The following is an 18,902-nucleotide window of genomic DNA, read 5'->3' as shown; positions in this document are numbered from 1 at the left end:
GACGGCAGTTCAAGGGTTTTCTGACAGTCAGTCAGATTTATTGGCGCGAGCCCTTCCCACTTGCCGCCCCCTTTGCTCAGATGACCGACGAACCGTCGGAGAACCAGGCCCCCCGGTCAGGAGGAACGGTGGAGTACAACCTTGCCGACCTGTTCGAGTCGGTCGTCGACGTGGCGGCGGACCGTGAGGCCCTCGTGTACGTCGACCACCCCGGAACGGGCGCGGAACGCCGTCTGACCTACGCGGAACTCGACGCCGCGGCCAACCGCGTCGGGCACCACCTCCTCGACAGCGGGATCCGCCCCGGCGAGCACCTCGGCCTGCATCTGTACAACGGCGTCGAGTACCTCCAGACGGTGCTCGGCTGCCTCAAGGCCCGGATCGTGCCGGTCAACGTCAACTACCGTTACGTGGAAGAAGAGTTGGTCTATCTCTACCGGGACGCGGATCTGGTGGCGCTGGTCTTCGACGCGGAGTTCACGGACCGGGTGGCGGCGGCGCTGCCGCAGACGCCGGCGCTGCGGCACCTGATACGCGTGGGGCCGTCGGGTGACGGCTTCACCTCCTTCGCGGAAGCCGAGGCGGGCGGCTCTGCCGAGCGCGGCTTCCCGGTCCGTTCGGGCGACGACCAGTTCATCATCTACACCGGTGGCACGACCGGTCTGCCCAAGGGGGTGATGTGGCGTCAGGAGGACCTGTTCTTCTCGGGGCTGGGCGGCGGCTCACCCACCGGTGAACCGGTGAAGAAGCCGGAGGAGATCGCCGAACGGGTCGCGGCCGGCGGTACGGGGATCACCTTCTTCCCCACCCCGCCGCTGATGCACGGCACCTCCACCCTCACCGCCTTCATCGGCTTCAACTTCGGTCAACGTGTGGTGATCCACCGCAAGTTCGCGCCCGAGGAAGTACTGAGGACGATCGAGCGGGAGAAGGTCACCAGCATCTCCCTGGTGGGCGACGCGATGCTGCGGCCGTTGATCGACGCGCTCGAAGGCCCCCTGAGGGGCACGGACTGCTCGTCGGTGTTCAGCGTGTCCTCGTCCGGCGCGATCATGTCGGACACGGTCCGCCGCCAGTTCCGGGCGCTGATGCCGAACGCGATGCTGCTGAACAACTTCGGCTCCTCGGAGTCCGGGTTCAACGGCACGGCGACGGACGACTCCGGACCCGAACGCGGCTTCCGGGTCCGCGTCAACTCCCGTACCCGGGTGGTCGATCCGGCCACCCACGAGCCGGTCGCCGCGGGCGAGGTCGGGCGGGTCGCCCAGTGCGGGCACGTGCCGCTCGGCTACTACAACGACCCGGCGAAGACGGCTGAGACCTTCTTCCGCAAGGACGGCGAGCGCTGGGTGCTGCTCGGTGACATGGCGACCGTCGACGAGGAGGGCGTGGTCGTGGTCCTCGGGCGCGGCTCGCAGTGCATCAACACCGGGGGCGAGAAGGTGTACCCCGAGGAGGTCGAGCAGGCGCTCAAGTCCCATCCGGACGTGTACGACGCGTTGGTGGCCGGGGTGCCGGATCCGACGTGGGGCAACCATGTGGCGGCGGTCGTGCAGGTGCGCAACGGCGCCGCGCGGCCCTCGCTGGAGGACATCCAGCGTCATTGCCGCTCCCGGCTCGCCGGCTACAAGATCCCGCGTCAGCTGGTGGTCGCGGAGGCCATCCGCCGCTCGCCGAGCGGGAAGGCGGACTACCGGTGGGCGCGTGAGGTGGCGGTCGCCGAGGACCGCTGACCCGGCCTGGCGTCGGCCGCGAGGCGTCAGCCCCAGGGCGTGACCGCCAGCCGGATACTCGCCTCCTCCCCGAGGATCGGTGCCGCCGTCGCGGGGAGGGGGATGTGGGCCAGCCAGACGCCGCCGCGGGGGTCTTCGTCGCCGCACGGCGTGCCGGTGGGCCGGTGCTCCCAGATGGCGCCGGGCAGGTCCGAGTTCCAGACGGCCCAGACACCAGGGCCCCGCTCGGTGGAGCCGATGTCGACGACGAGGATGTCGGCGAAGTCCGCGGTCTGTTCGAGGTGGTCGGTGAAGCGCAGGATCCCGTCCCGTTCCCGCAGCGACAGGATCCGCAGGTGCAGCGCGTAACGCAGCGTGGGGGTCTCCGGGGGCCGGGGCGCCTTGCTGTTGAGGAACGTCGTCGCCAGCGGGACGGGCTCGGCGGCCGTGCCGTCGCCGTGCGGCTCCGGCAGCTGGATCGGGCACCAGTGGGCTGCCAGCTGTTCGTGCATCACGCTGGGCAGCCCGCGCACGGCCAGCCGCACCTCGGCCTGCCAGCTGGTGCCGCGGCCCTCCCGGGGCAGCCGGAGGCCGACCAGATCGGCCTGGACCCGCAGGTCGCCGAAGAGGAAGCGCTGGAGGTTCTGGTAGCCCTCCTCGGAGTTGACGAGTCCGTAGCGTCCGCTGTGACTGCGGTGGACGAACGCCCGGTGCGCGTGGGGCACCTGGGCGTTGTCGATCTGCACCAGCCCGTCGCTGCGGGCGCCGACGGCACGCGCGGACAGGCCGTGGGCGACGTCGTAGTCGGTGGGATCCGTGCCCACCAGGCAGAAGACCCGGTGCGGCGGGAAGCCGCCCTCGGGGATCTCCCGCGGGTCCCAGTTCTCCGGCGGGCCGCCGTCCTCGCGCTGGGAGTCGGGCGTGAGGTACTCGTACATGCGCCGGGGGGCGAAGACGTCGGCGCCGCTGATGCCGGTGGCGGCCATCAGCCGCTCGACGAGACCGAACCCGACGTCGAAGGCGATGCCCCCGTGCGGTGTGCCGTAGGTGAAGAACCTGTCCACGTGGTCCGCCGGGTCCTCACCCAGCTCGGGGAGGATCTTCTGGATCAGACAGCGGCAGACGAGGCCGCCCATGGAGTGGGCCACGAGGTGGACCCGCGGCGCGCCGCTCTTCTCCTTGAGCCTCCTGACGAGGCGGAGCAGGTCCTCGGCCGCGTCCTCGAGGCGGAACTTCCTGGGGCTCGTGCTCCAGGTGCTCGCCGAGACGTCGTAGAAGCGGTGGATCCAGATGCTGTCGGACGGGATCGCGTCATGGGTGTCCAGATACGTCTCCTGGCCGCCCCGCACCAGGATCTGGTACCCCTCGTCGAGATGCAGCCGCAGCAACGGGCTCTCGAACTGGTGGAAGGCGGGTTTGTCGTCCGGTCCGACGCGCACATGCGTCGATCCCTCGTTGAAACCGTAGAAGGGGTCCTGGACGGCACTGTTGATTCCCGAGGTGTCGCCCGCGAATCCCCGCACGTACACGATGGGGAGCTTCGGCTGGTCGGGCATGGCCCACTCCGCGGCTCGAGTTCGCTGGTGGAGGCACCCTCAGTTTATGCGGGCGGCACCGAACCGGCGACCGGTGTGCCGGCGAGGAAGGCGCCGGTCCGTCCGGCGAACCACTCCGGGTCGTCCAGCCACGGATAGTGGCCGGCGCCGGGCTGTACGGCGAACTCGGCGTTCGGGAAGGCGTCGGCGAGGAGCCGGGCGAGTGCGGGCCGGGGGCCGCCGTCCACCTCGCCGGCGAGCACCAGGACCGGGGCGGTCAGGTCCGCGAGGGCGGCCCGCAGGACGGGCGGGTCGAAGGCCTCCGGATCCAGGAACCCCTTCTCCGCCTCGGAGTTGGTCTGCTCGTCCGCGGCGGCGTCGTGGGCACGGGCGGCGGCGTCCCACCGGCCGTGGAAGAAGGCGCCGACGACCTCCCAGTCCGGCTCGTCCCCGCGCGCGAGCCATGCCTCGAAGGCCGGATACGCCGCCGCGAACCATGGCTCGTCCGTGCGCAGCCGAGCCGCCGTCAGCCGGTCCTCGGCCGTGGCCGGCCGGCCCAGGGCCCACGGCGTGGCGGTGATCAGCGCGAGCCGCGACACCCGGTGCGGGTACCGGGCCGCGTACAGCAGCGCGAGACTGCCGCCCGCCGAGTGGGCGAGCACGTCGATCCGCTCCTGTCGCAGCTGGACGCGCAGCGCCTCGACGTCGTCGACCTGCCGGTCGCAGCGGTAGGTCGCCGGGTCGGCCGGGACGGCGGAGTCGCCGGTGCCGCGCAGGTCGAGGAGGACGAGGCGGCGGTGGGCGGCGAGACCGCCGAGGTCGCCGAGGTAGGCGGAGGCGCGCATGGGGCCGCCGGGCAGGACGACGAGCGGCTCGCCCTCGCCCCGTACGTGGTAGGCGAGCTCGGTCCCGTCCGGGGCGGTGAAGGTATGCATGCCCCGATCCTCGACGCGGGCCGGACCGGTCCGCAACGGAGTTCGCCCGGGCGAAAGTCACGGCCGCCCTCTTGCCTGCGGCCGGCCGGCCTGGATTACTGATCCCGAGGAAGATCGACCGAATGATCGGTCGTCCGTATTGGCATGATTCGATGACCGTGTCGGCATGGTCCGACGAGGGTGACCAGGAAGACGAGGGAGAACGTCCCATGACGGATGCGAGGAACCTGCTGGACGAGGGCGAGCGCCTCGACGAGGGCGCCCTGCGCGCCCTGCAGTTGGAGCGGCTGCGGGCCTCGCTGCGCCACGCGTACGCCCACGTGCCCTTCTACCGCGAGTCCTTCGACAAGGCGGGCGTCCACCCCGACGACTGCCGCGCCCTCGGCGACCTGGCCCGCTTCCCGTTCACCACCAAGGCCGACCTGCGCGAGCACTACCCGTACGGGATGTTCGCCGTGCCCCGGGACCACGTGCGCCGCATCCACGCCTCCAGCGGCACCACCGGCCGCCCGACGATCGTCGGCTACACGGACGCCGACCTGGCCATGTGGGCCGACATGGTGGCCCGTTCGCTCCGCGCCGCGGGCGGGCGGCCCGGTGACACGGTCCATGTGGCCTACGGCTACGGCCTGTTCACCGGTGGCCTCGGCGCCCACTACGGCGCCGAACGCCTCGGCTGTACGGTGATCCCCGCCTCCGGCGGCATGACGTCCCGTCAGGTGCAGTTGATCCTGGACCTCGAACCCCGGATCATCATGGTGACCCCCTCCTACATGCTCACGCTGCTCGACGAGTTCGAGCGCCAGGGCGTCGACCCGCGTTCCACCTCGCTGCGGGTGGGGGTGTTCGGCGCCGAGCCGTGGACGGAACGGATGCGCCAGGAGATCGAGGACCGTTTCGCGATCGACGCCGTCGACCTGTACGGGCTGTCGGAGGTGATCGGTCCCGGGGTCGCGCAGGAGTGCGTGGAGACGAAGGACGGTCTGCACATCTGGGAGGACCACTTCTACCCCGAGGTCGTCGACCCGATCACCGGCGAGGTGCTCCCGGAGGGCGAGGAGGGCGAGCTGGTCTTCACCTCGCTGACCAAGGAGGCGATGCCGGTCGTCCGCTACCGCACCCGTGACCTGACCCGGCTGCTGCCGGGCACGGCCCGCGCCTTCCGGCGGATGCGGAAGGTGACCGGACGCAGTGACGACATGGTCATCCTGCGCGGGGTGAACCTCTTCCCCACCCAGATCGAGGAGATCGTGCTGCGCACGCCGGGCGTGGCGCCCCACTTCCAGCTCCGCCTGACCCGCGAGGGCCGCCTCGACGCCCTCACCGTCCGCGCGGAGGCACGCCCCGACGCGACCCCCGAGGACCGCGACACGGCCGCGCGCACCATCGCGGCGGCCGTGAAGGACGGGATCGGCGTGTCGGTGGCCGTCGAGATCGTCGATCCGGAGTCGCTGGAGCGGTCGGTGGGCAAGATCAGGCGGATCGCGGACCTGCGGGGGTCATGACGCGAACCGTTCGCGCAGCTCCCGCTTGAGGATCTTGCCGCTGGCGTTGCGCGGCAGCTCCTCGACGAACAGCACCCGCTTCGGCGCCTTGAAGTGGGGGAGGTTCTCGCGGGCGTGGGCGATGAGCTCCTCCTCGGTGACCTCGCCGCGCGGGACGACCACGGCCGTGACCGCCTCGATCCACCTCTCGTCGGGCAGGCCGATCACGGCGGCCTCGGCGACGGCGTCGTGGGTGTACAGCGCGTCCTCGACCTGGCGGGAAGCGACCAGCACCCCACCGGAGTTGATGACGTCCTTGACCCGGTCGACGATCGTGAAGTAGCCGTGGGCGTCGCGCACGGCGAGGTCGCCGGAGTGGAACCAGCCGTCGCGGAAGGCGGCCGCGGTCTCCTCGGGCTTGTCCCAGTAGCCCTCGCACAGCTGCGGGGACCGGTAGACGATCTCGCCGGCCGTGCCGTCGGGCACGTCCTTGCCGTTCTCGTCGACGACACGGGCGTCCACGAACAGGACCTGGCGCCCGCAGGAGTCCAGCCGGCCCTTGTGCTCGTCGGGGGCGAGGACGGTGGCGAGCGGACCGATCTCGCTCTGCCCGAAGCAGTTGTAGAAGCCCAGCCCGGGCAGGCGTTCGCGCAGCCGCTCCAGCACGGGCACAGGCATGATCGACGCCCCGTAGTACGCCTTGCGCAGCCCGCTCAGGTCACGGGTCGCGAAGTCGGGGCGGTTGGCCAGGCCGATCCACACGGTCGGCGGGGCGAAGAGGCTGTCGACGCGGTCCGCCTCGATCAGGTCGAACAGGCGGTCGCCGTCGGGCGCGTCCAGCACGATGTTCGTCGCGCCGACCGCGAGGTAGGGCAGCAGGAACACGTGCAGCTGCGCCGAGTGGTACAGCGGGAGGGAGTGCGCGGGGCGGTCGCCGGCGCTCAGGTCCAGGGCGGTGATCGCGCTCAGGTACTCGTGCACCAGGGCGCGGTGGGTCATCATCGCGCCCTTGGGCAGCGCCGTGGTGCCCGAGGTGTAGAGCAGCTGCACCAGGTCCTCGGAGCGCGGTTCGGGGCCGTCGTACGCGGGAGTCGCGGGCAGCCGGGCGAGGAGCGAGCCGGCCGTGTCGCGCAGCGGCAGCGTCCGGCTGCCGGCCGGGAGCCGGCCGGCCAGGTCCGGGTCGGTGAGGACCAGCGCGCTGCCCGACTGGCGGACGATGTACGCCAGGTCCTCGCCGGTCAGGTTCTGGTTGACGGGGACGTGCACCAGGCCCGCGCGGGCGCAGGCGAGGAAGGCGATGAGGTAGGCGTCGGAGTTGTGGCCGTAGGCGCCGACCCGGTCGCCGGGGGCGAGACCCTCGCCGAGCAGAACGCTCGCCGCGCGCGAGACGGCCTCGTCGAGTTCCTCGTAGGTCCAGGTGCGGTCGCGGTACTCCACCGCGACGCGTGCCGGGGTGCGGCGGGCGCTGCGCCGCAGCACCCCGTCGACCGTGCTGCCATGTCCGGGCGTCATGACTGATGATCCTCGGGCGGCGGCCGGGGCGGGTCAAGTCGCCGGCGGCCCGGGACGCCCGCCGGGCCGTCGGGCCGGCGCCTCCGGGGGAAGGGGCGCCACCCGCGTCACACGCCTCCCGGGCCTCGCTCACACGGGCCGGGACCGTCCCTCCCAGTAAGGCTCCCGCAGCCTCCGTTTGTAGAGCTTGCCGTTGGGGTCGCGGGGCATCTCGGTGATGAAGTCGATGCTCCTGGGGCGCTTGTAGCCGGCCAGCCGTTCGGCGCAGTGGTCGAGGAGGGCGGCGGCGAGGTCGGGTCCGGGTGCGTGGCCGGGGGCCGGTTCGACCACGGCCTTCACCTGCTCGCCCCAGTCGTCGTGCGGGATGCCGAAGGCGGCGGCGTCGGCGACGGCGGGGTGGGCGAGCAGCGCGGACTCGATCTCGGCCGGGTAGATGTTGACGCCGCCCGAGATGATCAGGTCGATCTTGCGGTCACGGAGGAAGAGGTAGCCCTCCTCGTCGAGCACGCCGAGGTCGCCGACGGTGAAGAAGTCGCCGATGCGGTTCTTCCGCGTCTTGTCGGCGTCCTTGTGGTAAGCGAAACCGCCGGTCGTCATCTTCAGGTAGACCGTGCCGAGTTCGCCGGGCGGCAGGCGGTTGCCGTCGTCGTCGAAGACCGCCAGTTCGCTGATGGGCCAGGCCTTGCCGACCGTGCCGGGCTTCTTCAGCCAGTCCTCGGCCGTGGCGAAGGCACCGCCGCCCTCGCTGGCCGCGTAGTACTCCTCCACGCAGGTGCCCCACCAGTCGATCATCGCCCGCTTCACATGGTCGGGGCAGGGCGCGGCACCGTGGATGGCGTGCCGCATGGACGACACGTCGTAGCGTGCCCGGACGTCCGCCGGGAGGGCCAGCAGACGGTGGAACTGGGTCGGGACCATATGGGTGTGGGTGCAACGGTGGTTGTCGATGAGACGGAGCATCTCCTCTGGCGTCCACTTGTCCATCAGGACCAGGGGGTGGCCGATGTGCAGGGACGCGCCCGCGAACTGGAGCACCGCCGTGTGGTAGAGCGGCGAGCAGACGAGATGCACGTTGTCGTCGAACGGCCGGACGCCGAAGATGCCGAGGAATCCGCCGAGGTACGCCTCCTCGGGCAGCTTTCCGGGCAGCGGGCGCCGGATGCCGCGCGGGCGGCCCGTTGTGCCCGAGGTGTAGTTCATGACCCAGCCGAGGGTGCGGTCGGCGGGCGGCGACTCCGGTTGTCCGTCGAGGAGTTCGGCGTACGGCCGGAAACCCTCGACCTCGCCGACGGCGTACCGGTGGGTGACGGGGAGACCGGCCTCGTCGGCGGCCCGGCGCGCCTGGTCGGCGAACCGCTCGTGGGCGAGGAGGACCTTGGCGCCGGAGTCGGAGACGATCCAGGCGATCTCGGGGCCCACCAGGTGGTGGTTGACGGGGACGAGGTAGAAGCCGGCCTGGGTGGCGGCGAGATGGGCGGTGAAGAACTCGGCCGAGTTGGGCAGGACGACGGCGAAGGCGTCGCCGCGCTCCAGACCGGCGGCCCGCAGCCCGTGCACGAGCCGGTTGGCGGCGGCGTGCAGCCGTCCGGCGCTCCAGGCCTCTCCGTCCGGCGCGATCAGGACCGTGCGGTCGGGGTCCTGGGCCGCCTGGGCCCAGAAGCCCGCGGGGGGTGTGCTGGTCATGTGCCGCTCCTTCCGGCGATGCGGTTGACGCGGTCCACGGCCCGTTCGAAGCCGCGGGTGAGGTCGTCGAAGACGGCCTGGACGCTGCGGACGTCGTTCATCCGGCCGACGATCTGGCCGACGGGCGTGCCGAGCAGGGGGTCGACCTCGTACTTCTGGATGCGCGAGACGGCCTCGGCGACGAGCAGGCCCTGGAGCGGCATGGGGAGGGTGCCGGGCCCGTCGGCTGCGTCCCAGGCGTCGGTCCATTCGGTACGCAGCTGGCGGGCGGGTTTCCCGGTGAGGGCGCGGGAGCGGACCGTGTCGCCGGAGCCGGCCGCGAGGAGTTTGCGGGTGAGGGCGGCCGAGTGCAGATCGGCCTCGGCGGTGGTCAGCCAGAGCGATCCGAGCCAGACGCCCTGGGCGCCCAGCGCGAGGGCGGCGGCGATCTGCTGTCCGCTGCCGATGCCGCCGGCGGCGAGGACCGGCAGCGGGTCGACGGCCTCGACGACCTCGGGGGTGAGCACCATGGAGGCGATCTCGCCGGTGTGGCCGCCCGCCTCGTAGCCCTGGGCGACGACGACGTCGATGCCGCCCTCCTGGTGTTTGCGGGCGTGCCGGGCGCTGCCCGCGAGGGCGGCGACGAGCACGCCCTGTTCGTGGGCGCGGGCGACGATGTCGGCGGGCGGGGAGCCGAGGGCGTTGGCCAGCAGCCGGATCGGGTAGTCGAAGGCGACGTCGAGCTGTCCGCGGGCGACCTGTTCCATCCAGCCGGTGATCCGCCACCCGGAGGCCTCGCCCTCGGCCAGCTCGGGCACCCCGTACTTGGCGAGGGTCTCCTGCACGAACTGCCGGTGCGCCGCGGGGATCATCGCCTCGACGTCCGCCTCCGTGACGCCTTCGACCTTCTTCGCGGGCATGACGACGTCGAGGCCGTACGGCTTGCCGTCGACATGCGCCTCGATCCAGTCGAGGTCGCGTTTGAGGTCGTCGGGCGCGGTGTAGCGGACCGCGCCGAGCACGCCGAAGCCGCCGGCGCGGCTGATGGCCGCGGCGACGGCGGGGAACGGCGTGAAGCCGAAGACGGCGTGCTCGACTCCCAGTTGATTGCTCAGCTCCGTCTGCATGGGCGCAGGATGCCGCAGCCGGTGCGACGACGGAAGCCTCTTTCTGATACTCCGTCAGATTTGCTTGTCCTCAGCCGGGCACGTCCATCCGCTGGGTGCCCACGACCGAGAGCAGCCGCAGCGCCTCCTCGGACGGCGAGCCCGGGGCGGCCGTGTAGATGACCACTTGCTGGTCGCGGTCGGTGATGTCCAGGACATCGCAGTTCACGGTGACGAGACCGACGAGGGGGTGGTCGAAGGTCTTGCACAGGGTGGGCCGCGCGGCCACCTCGTGGGCCGCCCACAGCTCGGCGAACTCGACGCTGCCGGTGAGCAGTTCGTCGATCAGCGCGGTCAGTTCGGGGTCGCCCGGGTAGCGGCCGACGGCGCCGCGCAGGTGCTGGGCCGCGGTCCGGGCGAACTCGTCGGCGTCGGACACGCCGTACAGCCTCGTACCGTCGCGCCGGGGCTCGAGGAAGGCCCGCCGGACGAGGTTGCGGTCGCGCCGCGGCAGCGCGGAGAAGTCCTCCAGGAGGGCGGCGGCCAGATCGTTCCAGGCGATGACCTCGTAGGTCGCCGACAGGACGATCGCCGCGGCCTGCGGCAGCCGGTGCAGCAGGTCGACGATGCTCTGCCGTACCTCGCGCGAGGGGCCGGGCGGGGGTCCTGGCGGTGTGCCCGCGAGGTGGTGGAGGTGGTCGCGCTCGGCGTCCGACAGCCGCAGGGCGCGGGCGATCTGGGCCAGCACCTCGCGGGACGGGTGCGGGGCGCGGGCCTGCTCCAGGCGGGTGTAGTACTCGGTCGAGATGAACGCCAGCTGGGCCACCTCCTCGCGGCGCAGCCCGGGGGTGCGCCGGCGCGACCCGGCGGGCAGCCCCACGTCGGCAGGGGTGAGGCGCTCGCGTCGACCGCGCAGGAAGTCGGCCAGTTCTCGTCGGTCCACGTCCCCAGTGTGCGCGCACCGCCGTGCGCCCAGCCAGGTACCGGCTGTGCCTGGATGGGCGGCGCGGCCGGGCGCAGGCTCGTCGGCATGAACCACAACACAACGACCAGCACCCCGTCCCATCCGGCCGCGGGCCTGCTCGCCGACAAGGTCGCCTTCGTCAGCGGCGCCGGTCGCGGCATCGGCGCCGCCGCAGCACGGCTGTTCGCCCGGGAAGGCGCCCGGGTGCTCCTCGCGGCCCGCACGGAGAGTCAGCTCAAGGCCGTGACCGAGGAAATCCGGACGGCCGGCGGCACCGCGGAGTACGTGCGCTGCGACCTGGCCGAACCGGCGAGCGTCCGGGCCGCCGTCGACCGGACCGTCGAGCTGTACGGCAGGCTCGACGTGGCCTTCAACAACGCGGCGACCATCCAGCCGCCCGGCCCCGTGGACCAGCTCCCGGAGGCCGACTTCGACCATGTCCTCGCCGTGAACCTCAAGGGGCCCTGGCTGGCGATGAAGGCACAGATCGCCGCGATCCGCGCCACCTCGGGGACCGGCGCCATCGTGAACACCTCCAGCGTCGGCAGCCTGATGGCCAACCCGGCCCTGCCCGTGTACGGCGCGGCGAAGCGGGCGCTCAACAGCCTGACCGCGTCGGCCGCCGCCACCTACGGCCCCGAGGGCATCCGCGTCAACGCCATCGCGCCCGGTACGACGCTGACGGAGATGATCGACGCCTGGGAGGCGGACACCCCCGGAATCGTCGGCCACCTCAACGCGCTCACCCCGCTGGGCCGCGCCGCCGACCCGGACGAGGTCGCCCAGGCCGCGGCCTGGCTGCTGAGCGACCGGGCGTCCTACGTCACGGGCACGGTCCTGCGGGTCGACGGCGGCATGCAGGCCTGATCCCGGAGCCGCTCAGCCGGCGGCCGGCTCCTCCAGCACCGCCATCGCCGCGTTGTGTCCCGGCACCCCGCTGACCCCTCCCCCGCGCACCGCGCCCGCGCCGCACAGCAGCACGTTGGCGTGCGGGGTCTCGACGCCCCAGCGGCCGGCGCCCTCCTGGGCGTACGGCCAGGCCAGGTCGCGGTGGAAGATGTTGCCGCCGGGCAGCCCGAGGTCGCGCTCCAGGTCCAGCGGGGTCCGCGCCTCGACGCAGGGGCGGCCGTCGGCGTCGGTGGCCAGACAGTCGGCGAGGGGCTCCGCGAGGTGGGCCTGGAGCTGGGCGAGGGTCGTCCTCAGGAGCTCCTCGCGCACGGCGTCGTTGTCCCGCTCGAAGAGCCGGGCGGGTGTGTGCAGACCGAACAGGGTCAGCGTCTGGTAGCCCCGCGCCACGAGGTCCGGCCCGAGGATGGTGGGGTCGGTCAGGGAGTGACAGTAGATCTCCGAGGGCGGGGCGGCGGGCAGTTCACCGGCGGCCGCCTGGGCGTGGGCGGTGGCGAGCTGCTCGTAGCCCTCGGCGATGTGGAAGGTGCCGGCGAACGCCTCGCGCGGGTCGACGGAGCCGTCCCGCAGCCTGGGCAGGCGCTTGAGCAGCATGTTCACCTTGAGCTGGGCGCCCTCGGCGGGGGCGGGCGGCGCGTCGCCGGTGAGGGCCGCGAGGGCCTGCGGCGAGGCGTTCACCAGGACGTGCCGGGCGGTGGCGACGCCCTCCCCTTCGGCGGTGCGGTAGGTGACCTCCGCTGTACGGCCGTCCGTGTCGATGCGTACGGCCTCGTGCCCGGTGGCCAGGACGGCGCCCGCCTCCCGGGCGGCGGTGGCGAGGGCGTCGGTCAGCGCGCCCATCCCGCCCACGGGCACGTCCCAGGCGCCGGTGCCGCCGCCGATCACGTGGTAGAGGAAGCAGCGGTTCTGCTTCAGGGAGGGGTCGTGGGCGTCGGCGAAGGTTCCGATGAGGGCGTCGGTCAGGACCACACCCCGCACCAGGTCGTCCGTGAAGCGCTCCTCGACGGCGACGCCGACGGGCTCCTCGAACAGGGTCCGCCAGGCCTCCTCGTCGTCGACGCGGCGGCGCAGCTCGTCCCGGGTGGGCAGCGGTTCGGTGAGGGTGGGGAAGACCCGCCGGGCGAGGCGTCCGGTCATGCCGTAGAAGCGCTCCCAGGCCGCGTACTCGCGCTCGCCGCCGGTCAGCCGTGCGAACGCCGCCCGGGTCCGTTCCTCGCCGCCGCCGACGAGCAGTCCGGTGTGCTGCCCGCCGCGCTCCACGGGGGTGTACGAGGAGATGGTGCGGCCCTGAACGCGGAAGTCAAGCCCGAGGTCCCGGACGATCTTCTGGGGCAACAGGCTGACCAGGTACGAGTAGCGGGACAGCCGGGCGTCCACGCCGGTGAACGGGCGGGTGGAGACGGCGGCGCCGCCGGTGTGGTCGAGCCGCTCCAGCACCAGCACGGACCGGCCGGCCCGGGCCAGATAGGCGGCGGCCACCAGTCCGTTGTGGCCCCCACCGACGATCACGGCGTCGTAGGCGCGGTGTCCCCGGTGATCCTCGTGTCCCGCGTGTCCCGCGTGTCCCTCGTGTTCAGGCATGGTTCTTCGTAACACGACCCGATCAAGGTCGGCCAGAGGTGGTCACGGCCACTCCCGCGCCGGGTGGCTGCACACGGAGCCGGGCTGGGCCCGAGGAGGCCTACGCTCCGCCCGCCGCGCGCTGCTGTTGCAGCACCGCCACCCTCCGGTACAGCTCGACCGCCTCCTGCCCCCGGCCGAGCCGTTCCAGGCAGTGGGCCTCGTCGTTGCGGCCGGCGAGGGTGTCGGGGTGGTCGGCGCCCAGCAGGTGCTCGCGGGCCGCGGCCACCCTGCGGTACTCGGTCAGGGCGTCGGTCCAGCGGCCCAGCCAGCCCAGGCCGACGGCGACCTCGCGGCGGCTGACCAGCGTGTCGGGGTGGTCGGCGCCGAGCACGCGCTCCCGGATGGCGCACACGTCCCGGGACTCGGCGAGCGCCTCCTCCCAGCGGCCCAGCCGTCCGAGGTTGACGCCCAGACCGTGGCGGGCCCGCAGGGTCTCGGGGTGCGCCGGGCCGTGGATGCGGGTGCGGTCGTCCACGAGGTCGCGGTAGAGCTGGAGCGCCTCCGCGCTGCGGCCGAGGCGGCCCAGGCTGATGCCGGTCTCGTAGCGGGCGGCGAGGGTGTCGGGGTGGTCGGGGCCGAGGGCCTGCGTGCGGGCCGCGGCGACCTCGCGGTAGGTCTGGAGGGCTTCCGGCCAGCGACCCAACTGCCCCAGCGCGTAGGCGACTTCGTAGCGGGTGACCAGGGTGTCCGGATGGGCGGGACCCAGGACGCGGCCCCGGGCGACGGCCACCTCGCTCGCCATCCGGTAGGACTCCTCCAGCCGGCCGAGCCTGCTGAGGTTGAAGGCGAGGTTGTGGCGGCAGCGCAGGGTGTCGGGGTGGTCGGGGCCCGCCGTGCGCACCCGGGCGGCGAGGACCGAGGCGTACACCTGGTGGGCGTCGAAGTGGCGGCCCAGCCGGCCGAGCACGTAGGCCATCTCCTGCCGGGTGGCGAGCGTGTCGGCGTGGTCGGCGCCGAGCACCCGGGTGCGGGCGGCGGCCACGTGCCGGTACTCGCGCAGCGCGTCGGCGGCGCGGCCGGTGCGGCTCAGGGTGAAGGCGACCTCGTAGCGGCTGGCGAGCGTCTCGGGGTGGTCCGCGCCGAGCAGGTGCGCGCGTTCGGCGGCGACGGCGCGGTGCACCTCCCCGGCCTCCGCCCAGCGGCCGAGCCGCCCCAGGCTGAGGCCCGCGCCGTGCCGTCCGGCGAGCGCGGCGATCGCCTGCGGGGACGGCGTGTCCGGGGCGGGCGGGGCGGGGACCGCGCCGAGCACCGGCCGGGGGATCCACTCGCCGGTCAGGGCCGCCCCCGCGTCCGGCGGCGTGACCCGCAGTGCGGCACCGGTGGCCTTGTGCCCGGTCGTCATGCCCTGCGTCCAGGACGGCAGCCGCGGCTCGCGGCCGGCGGCTCCGGATGGCCGCAGCTCGGGCCGGGGTGTCACCAGGGTCGGTACGTACCCCGGTGCGGTGCGGGCGGCGGCGATGCGCCGGACGATCTCACGGGCGTCCTGGGGTCGCTGGTCGGGCCGTTTCGCCAGCAGGTCCAGGATGATCCGGTCGAGGTGGTCGGGCAGGTCGGGGCGGAGTTCGCGCGGCGGCCGGGGCGGGGTGTCCCGGTGGCCGACGAGGATCGCCCAGGGGTCGTCCAGGTCGAACGGCGGGGCCCCGGTGGCGATCTCGTACAGCACGCAGCCCAGCGAGTAGAGGTCGCTGCGCTGGTCGACCTCCTCCCCGCCGATCTGTTCCGGAGACATGTAGTGCGGGGTGCCCATGGCTATGCCGGTGCCGGTGAGACGGGAGGTGAAGCCGATGTCGTGGCCGAGGCGGGCGATGCCGAAGTCGCAGATCTTCACCGTGCCGTCGGCGAGCCGCACGATGTTCGCGGGCTTCAGGTCGCGGTGCACCACGCCCTGCCGGTGCGTGTAGGCGAGGGCCGCGGCGACCTGGTCGGCGACCTCCACGACGTCGGCGACGGGCAGCGGACGGCGCTCGTTGTCGTCCAGCAACTGGCACAGGTTGCTGCCGTCGAGCAGCTCCATGACCAGGAAGAGGACACCGTCGCTGTCGCCGAAGTCGTGGACGACCGTCACCCCGCGGTGCTGGAGCGCGGCCGCGACGCGGCCCTCACGCCGGAACCGCTCCCGCAGGACGCGCCCGGAGGCCGGGTCGTGGTGCGGGGCGATCGGTTTGAGGCACTTCACCGCCACCTGTCGGCCGAGGGACTCGTCACGGGCCCGCCACACCTCGCCCATGCCACCGCGCCCGATCCGGTCCAGCAGCCGGTACCGGCCCTGGATCACCCTGCTCTCCGCCATAGCGCGCCGCCGCCCCCGTTGCTTTCGGCCTCCCCCTGGCCGGTCCAGTATGGCGGCCTATCGCCCGACTTTGAACGGGGCCGGGCGGGCTTCCGGGCCGAGCCTCGCCATGGCTTGCAGGACGTGTTCGGGCGGGAGTTGCCACCGCACACGTGCGGGAACGCAGCGCAGCAGGGTGCCCATGGCACCCAACCCCCTGGTGACGGTGGCGGGTTTCGGGGCCCGTCTGCCGTACAGCCGGTGGGCGTACGGCGGCAGAGAGGCGTACGTCAGGTGCGCCACCCGCCGCCACATCAGGGCGCGCGCCGGGACGAGCAGGGGGTGGACCAGCGGCCGCGACAGGAAGTCGTCCACGTCGTGCGCCTCCGCCCCGGCGGCGAGTTCGGGGCGCAGCTTGTCGAAGTACGCGTCCATGGCGGTCCGGTCGGCGGGTACCGCGTCGGGGTCGAGTCCCACCGGGCGGGCGCTGAACCGGTGTTCGGCGAGGTAGCGGTTCGGCGTCGGCGTCGAAGAGGGGGTAGCCGGAGCGGCGCAGGACGTGCAGGTAGGAGTCGATCTCGGCGCAGTGCACCCACAGCAGCGGCGCGGGTTCGTCGACGCCGTACCGCTCCCCCGTGTCCGGGTCGGTCGCGGACAGCAGCCGATGGATCCTGCGGACGCGGGCGCCGGCCTTCTCGGCGGCCTCGGTGGTGCCGTACGTCGTGGTCCCGACGAGGTCGGCGGTGCGCGTCAGCCGGCCCCAGGCGTCGCGCCGGAAGTCGGAGTTCTGCATGACCCCGCGCACGGCACGCGGGTGGAGTGCCTGGAGGTAGAGCGCGCGGACCCCGGCGACCCACATCATCGGGTCGCCGTGCAGCTGCCAGGTCACACTCGACGGGCCGAACAGCCCGGGGTCGGCCTTCATACCGGCAGGCTAACGCCGTACCCGCGGCATCCCCAGGCCGATCCACGAGATGATCTCCCGCTGGATCTCGTTGTTGCCGCCGCCGAAGGTGAAGATCACGGCGGACCGGTAGCCGCGTTCGAGTTCGCCGTGCAGCACGGCGCCCGCCGAGCCCTCCTGGAGTGCGCCGGGGGCGGCGACGACCTCCATCAGCCAGGCGTAGGCGTCCCGGCGGGCCTCCGAGCCGTAGACCTTGACGGCGGAGGCGTCCTGCGGGGTGAGGGTGCCGTTCTGGAGGGCGCCGACCATCTGCCAGTTCAGGAGCTTGAGCGCGTCGAGCTTCACATGGGTCCGGGCGAGCAGGCGGCGCACCCAGGGCAGGTCGACCACGCGGCGGCCGTCGGCGAGCTTGGTCTCCGTCGCCCAGCGCTGCACGTCGTGCAGGGCGCGGATCGCCATCGTGCCGTGCGCGGCGAGGGTCACCCGCTCGTGGTTGAGCTGGTTGGTGATCAGCCGCCAGCCCTGGTTCTCGGCGCCGACGCGCCGCGAGACGGGGACGCGCACGTTCTCGTAGTAGCTGGCGGTGGTGTCGTGCGAGGCGAGGGTGCGGATCACCGTGCAGGAGTATCCGGGGTCGCCGGTCGGCACGAGGAGCATGGTGATGCCCTTGTGCGGCGGGGCCTCGGGGTCGGTGCGCACCGCGAGCCACACCCAGTCGGCGGTGTCGCCGTTGGTCGTCCAGATCTTCTGCCCGTCGACGACGTACGTGTCGCCGTCGCGCACCGCGCGGGTCTTGAGGGCGGCGAGGTCGGTGCCCGCGTCGGGTTCGCTGTAGCCGATCGCGAAGTCGATCTCACCGGCGAGGATCTTCGGCAGGAAGTACGCCTTCTGCTCGTCGGTGCCGTAGCGCATGATCGTGGGTCCGACCGTGTTCAGCGCCATCAGCGGCAGCGGCACGCCGGCCTGGGCGGCCTCGTCGAAGAAGACGAACTGCTCGATCGGGGTGAGGCCGCGGCCGCCGTACTCCTCGGGCCAGCCGACGCCGAGCCAGCCGTCCTCGCCGAGCCGGCGGATCGTCTTGCGGTAGAAGCGCTTCGCGGCGACCGGGTCGATATGCCGGGCGTAGGCGTTGTGCGGCACCAACTCGGCGAAGTAGGCGCGCAGTTCGGTGCGCAGCCGCAGTTGCTCGGGCGTGTGGTCGAGGTGCACGGCGCCTCCTGGCTCCCCAAAGCCGGTCCTGACGGCGCACACGGTAGAACGTGTTTCAGAAATTGGGAATGGCAGGGACCCTCTTCCTTCAGGCCCCGGGCGCCGGACCTCAGGCCAGCGTGCCCATGAATTCCGTGCAGGCCTGGGCACAGGCACGGCAGGCGGCGGCGCCCTCCTCGGCTCCCGGGTGCTTGTCGAAGACGTGGGCGGTCTCCAGGCACACGGTGCGGCACCACTCCAGCTGGGCGCGGATGCCGGCCTCGTCCAGGCGGTTGTCCTCGGACAGCACACGACAGGTCGCGTCGCACACCTCCGCGCACATGATGCCCTTGCGGCGCAGCAGCGCCTGATCGTCGGTCCCGTCCGGATCCACGAGGCTCGCGCGCAGCGCACTTTCCCGCGCACACTCGGTGCACGCCTGGGCGCAGGCGAAGCGGTCCTCCAGGAACCGGAAGAGCTCCTGTTGCGATGTCTGGTACGTCTGGGATGTCGTCGGAGTCACCCCTGACGGGTAGCCGGGCGCGGCGGCACGAAACCCGTATGCCGGTCCGGTGCGTGAAACCCGCGGGCCACCCGGAGGCGGCGCCGGCCGCCGTGTGCGAGGCGTCGCCGACGGAGAGTCACGAGGCCGGAGTGGCGGGTTCATGTCCCTTTTGGTGGGTATTCGTCTGATATGACTAACGCAAGCGTTCAGCTGGCCGCCGCGAGCGGCCTGCTCAGCCTCGGGATGTTCGTGGTCGGGCTGGCCCTGCTGGCCGTGCTGGGCGGCAGCTTCTGGCTGGGCACGCGGGTGAAGTCGCGCGAGCCGGCCAGGCCGCGCCCCGACGAGCAGCCGCACCTCCCGCCCGACGGCGCGGTGCACGAGATACGCGAGAACCGGGAACCCGACGAGGTGCCACGGATGCCGAAGGGCGGCCGTCCCCTCACGCCGTACGAACTGACCAACATGCAGACCCGGTCGAGCGGGGACAAGACCCGGCCGCGCTGGAGCCGCGGCAGCAGTGGCTCGTTCGGCGGGGGCGGTATCGGATCCCACTGACGCTAGGCCCCACGGGAGGAGTCGAGTGGGGCGGGCCGTCAC

14 protein-coding genes and 1 pseudogene are annotated in these 18,902 nt (G+C 72.6%); 4 read left to right on the top strand and 11 right to left on the bottom strand.

What is annotated here, in order from left to right:
- Positions 1 to 128 precede the first annotated feature (128 nt).
- Positions 129 to 1,733 carry an acyl-CoA synthetase gene (locus tag ACFVYS_RS39020; RefSeq protein WP_389509994.1) on the top strand — a complete coding sequence of 535 codons (1,605 nt, stop codon included), beginning with the start codon at positions 129 to 131 and terminating at the stop codon, positions 1,731 to 1,733.
- Positions 1,734 to 1,759: 26 nt separating this feature from the next.
- On the opposite strand, the gene ACFVYS_RS39015 is transcribed toward ACFVYS_RS39020, so the two are convergent.
- Both ACFVYS_RS39015 and ACFVYS_RS39010 read right to left on the bottom strand, forming a co-directional pair.
- On the bottom strand, positions 1,760 to 3,268 hold the full coding sequence (locus ACFVYS_RS39015; protein ID WP_389509992.1) for an esterase/lipase family protein: 1,509 nt from the start codon (positions 3,266 to 3,268) through the stop codon (positions 1,760 to 1,762).
- A 44-nt stretch (positions 3,269 to 3,312) separates the two neighbouring features.
- Positions 3,313 to 4,182, bottom strand: coding sequence for an alpha/beta fold hydrolase (locus tag ACFVYS_RS39010; RefSeq protein ID WP_389509990.1), 870 nt, complete (start codon positions 4,180 to 4,182; stop codon positions 3,313 to 3,315).
- A 209-nt stretch (positions 4,183 to 4,391) separates the two neighbouring features.
- Here ACFVYS_RS39010 and paaK point away from each other — a divergent pair, with 209 nt between their 5' ends.
- On the top strand, positions 4,392 to 5,687 hold the full coding sequence (gene paaK, locus ACFVYS_RS39005) for a phenylacetate--CoA ligase PaaK (protein ID WP_389509988.1): 1,296 nt from the start codon (positions 4,392 to 4,394) through the stop codon (positions 5,685 to 5,687).
- On the opposite strand, the gene ACFVYS_RS39000 is transcribed toward paaK, so the two are convergent.
- The 4 genes from ACFVYS_RS39000 to ACFVYS_RS38985 all read right to left on the bottom strand — a co-directional run bounded on the left by ACFVYS_RS39000 (position 5,682) and on the right by ACFVYS_RS38985 (position 10,889).
- Positions 5,682 to 7,178, bottom strand: a complete 1,497-nt coding sequence (locus ACFVYS_RS39000; RefSeq protein WP_389509986.1) for an acyl-CoA synthetase — start codon at positions 7,176 to 7,178, stop codon at positions 5,682 to 5,684. The genes paaK and ACFVYS_RS39000 overlap by 6 nt on opposite strands.
- 129 nt (positions 7,179 to 7,307) lie before the next feature.
- On the bottom strand, positions 7,308 to 8,861 hold the full coding sequence (locus tag ACFVYS_RS38995) for an acyl-CoA synthetase (protein ID WP_389509984.1): 1,554 nt from the start codon (positions 8,859 to 8,861) through the stop codon (positions 7,308 to 7,310).
- Positions 8,858 to 9,967, bottom strand: coding sequence for an NAD(P)H-dependent flavin oxidoreductase (locus ACFVYS_RS38990; RefSeq protein ID WP_389509982.1), 1,110 nt, complete (start codon positions 9,965 to 9,967; stop codon positions 8,858 to 8,860). The genes ACFVYS_RS38995 and ACFVYS_RS38990 overlap by 4 nt, the downstream gene beginning before the upstream one ends.
- A gap of 70 nt (positions 9,968 to 10,037) precedes the next feature.
- A complete protein-coding gene (locus ACFVYS_RS38985) occupies positions 10,038 to 10,889 on the bottom strand; it encodes a helix-turn-helix transcriptional regulator (protein WP_389509980.1) in 852 nt (283 codons plus the stop codon).
- A 54-nt stretch (positions 10,890 to 10,943) separates the two neighbouring features.
- Between ACFVYS_RS38985 and ACFVYS_RS38980 the strand changes: the two genes are divergently transcribed.
- On the top strand, positions 10,944 to 11,777 hold the full coding sequence (locus ACFVYS_RS38980; RefSeq protein ID WP_389510028.1) for an SDR family NAD(P)-dependent oxidoreductase: 834 nt from the start codon (positions 10,944 to 10,946) through the stop codon (positions 11,775 to 11,777).
- Positions 11,778 to 11,789: 12 nt separating this feature from the next.
- Here the strand turns inward: ACFVYS_RS38980 and ACFVYS_RS38975 are convergent, their stop codons facing one another.
- From ACFVYS_RS38975 to ACFVYS_RS38955, 5 genes and pseudogenes are all read right to left on the bottom strand, one after another.
- Positions 11,790 to 13,397 carry a phytoene desaturase family protein gene (locus ACFVYS_RS38975; protein ID WP_389509978.1) on the bottom strand — a complete coding sequence of 536 codons (1,608 nt, stop codon included), beginning with the start codon at positions 13,395 to 13,397 and terminating at the stop codon, positions 11,790 to 11,792.
- A 100-nt stretch (positions 13,398 to 13,497) separates the two neighbouring features.
- The gene (locus tag ACFVYS_RS38970) at positions 13,498 to 15,729 is read right to left on the bottom strand and encodes a tetratricopeptide repeat protein (protein ID WP_389509976.1); all 2,232 of its coding nucleotides are present in this window, start codon (positions 15,727 to 15,729) and stop codon (positions 13,498 to 13,500) included.
- Between the two features lie 57 nt (positions 15,730 to 15,786).
- Positions 15,787 to 16,633, bottom strand: a pseudogene (locus ACFVYS_RS38965) (oxygenase MpaB family protein).
- Between the two features lie 9 nt (positions 16,634 to 16,642).
- Positions 16,643 to 17,821 carry an acyl-CoA dehydrogenase family protein gene (locus ACFVYS_RS38960; RefSeq protein ID WP_389509974.1) on the bottom strand — a complete coding sequence of 393 codons (1,179 nt, stop codon included), beginning with the start codon at positions 17,819 to 17,821 and terminating at the stop codon, positions 16,643 to 16,645.
- Between the two features lie 109 nt (positions 17,822 to 17,930).
- Positions 17,931 to 18,323: a ferredoxin gene (locus tag ACFVYS_RS38955; protein WP_389509972.1), complete on the bottom strand. Its 393-nt coding sequence runs from the start codon at positions 18,321 to 18,323 to the stop codon at positions 17,931 to 17,933.
- A gap of 171 nt (positions 18,324 to 18,494) precedes the next feature.
- On the opposite strand from ACFVYS_RS38955, the gene ACFVYS_RS38950 reads away from it, so the two are divergent.
- Entirely contained in the window at positions 18,495 to 18,860 is a 366-nt protein-coding gene (locus ACFVYS_RS38950; RefSeq protein ID WP_389509970.1) for a DUF6479 family protein, read from the top strand.
- The last annotated feature ends 42 nt before the right edge of the window (positions 18,861 to 18,902 follow it).

The sequence above is a fragment of the Streptomyces sp. NPDC058295 genome (assembly GCF_042880655.1).
Taxonomy (GTDB): Bacteria; Actinomycetota; Actinomycetes; order Streptomycetales; family Streptomycetaceae; genus Streptomyces; species Streptomyces coriariae.
The sequence above is the reverse complement of the archived record's forward strand: the minus strand, read 5'-3'. Positions and strand labels throughout refer to the sequence as shown.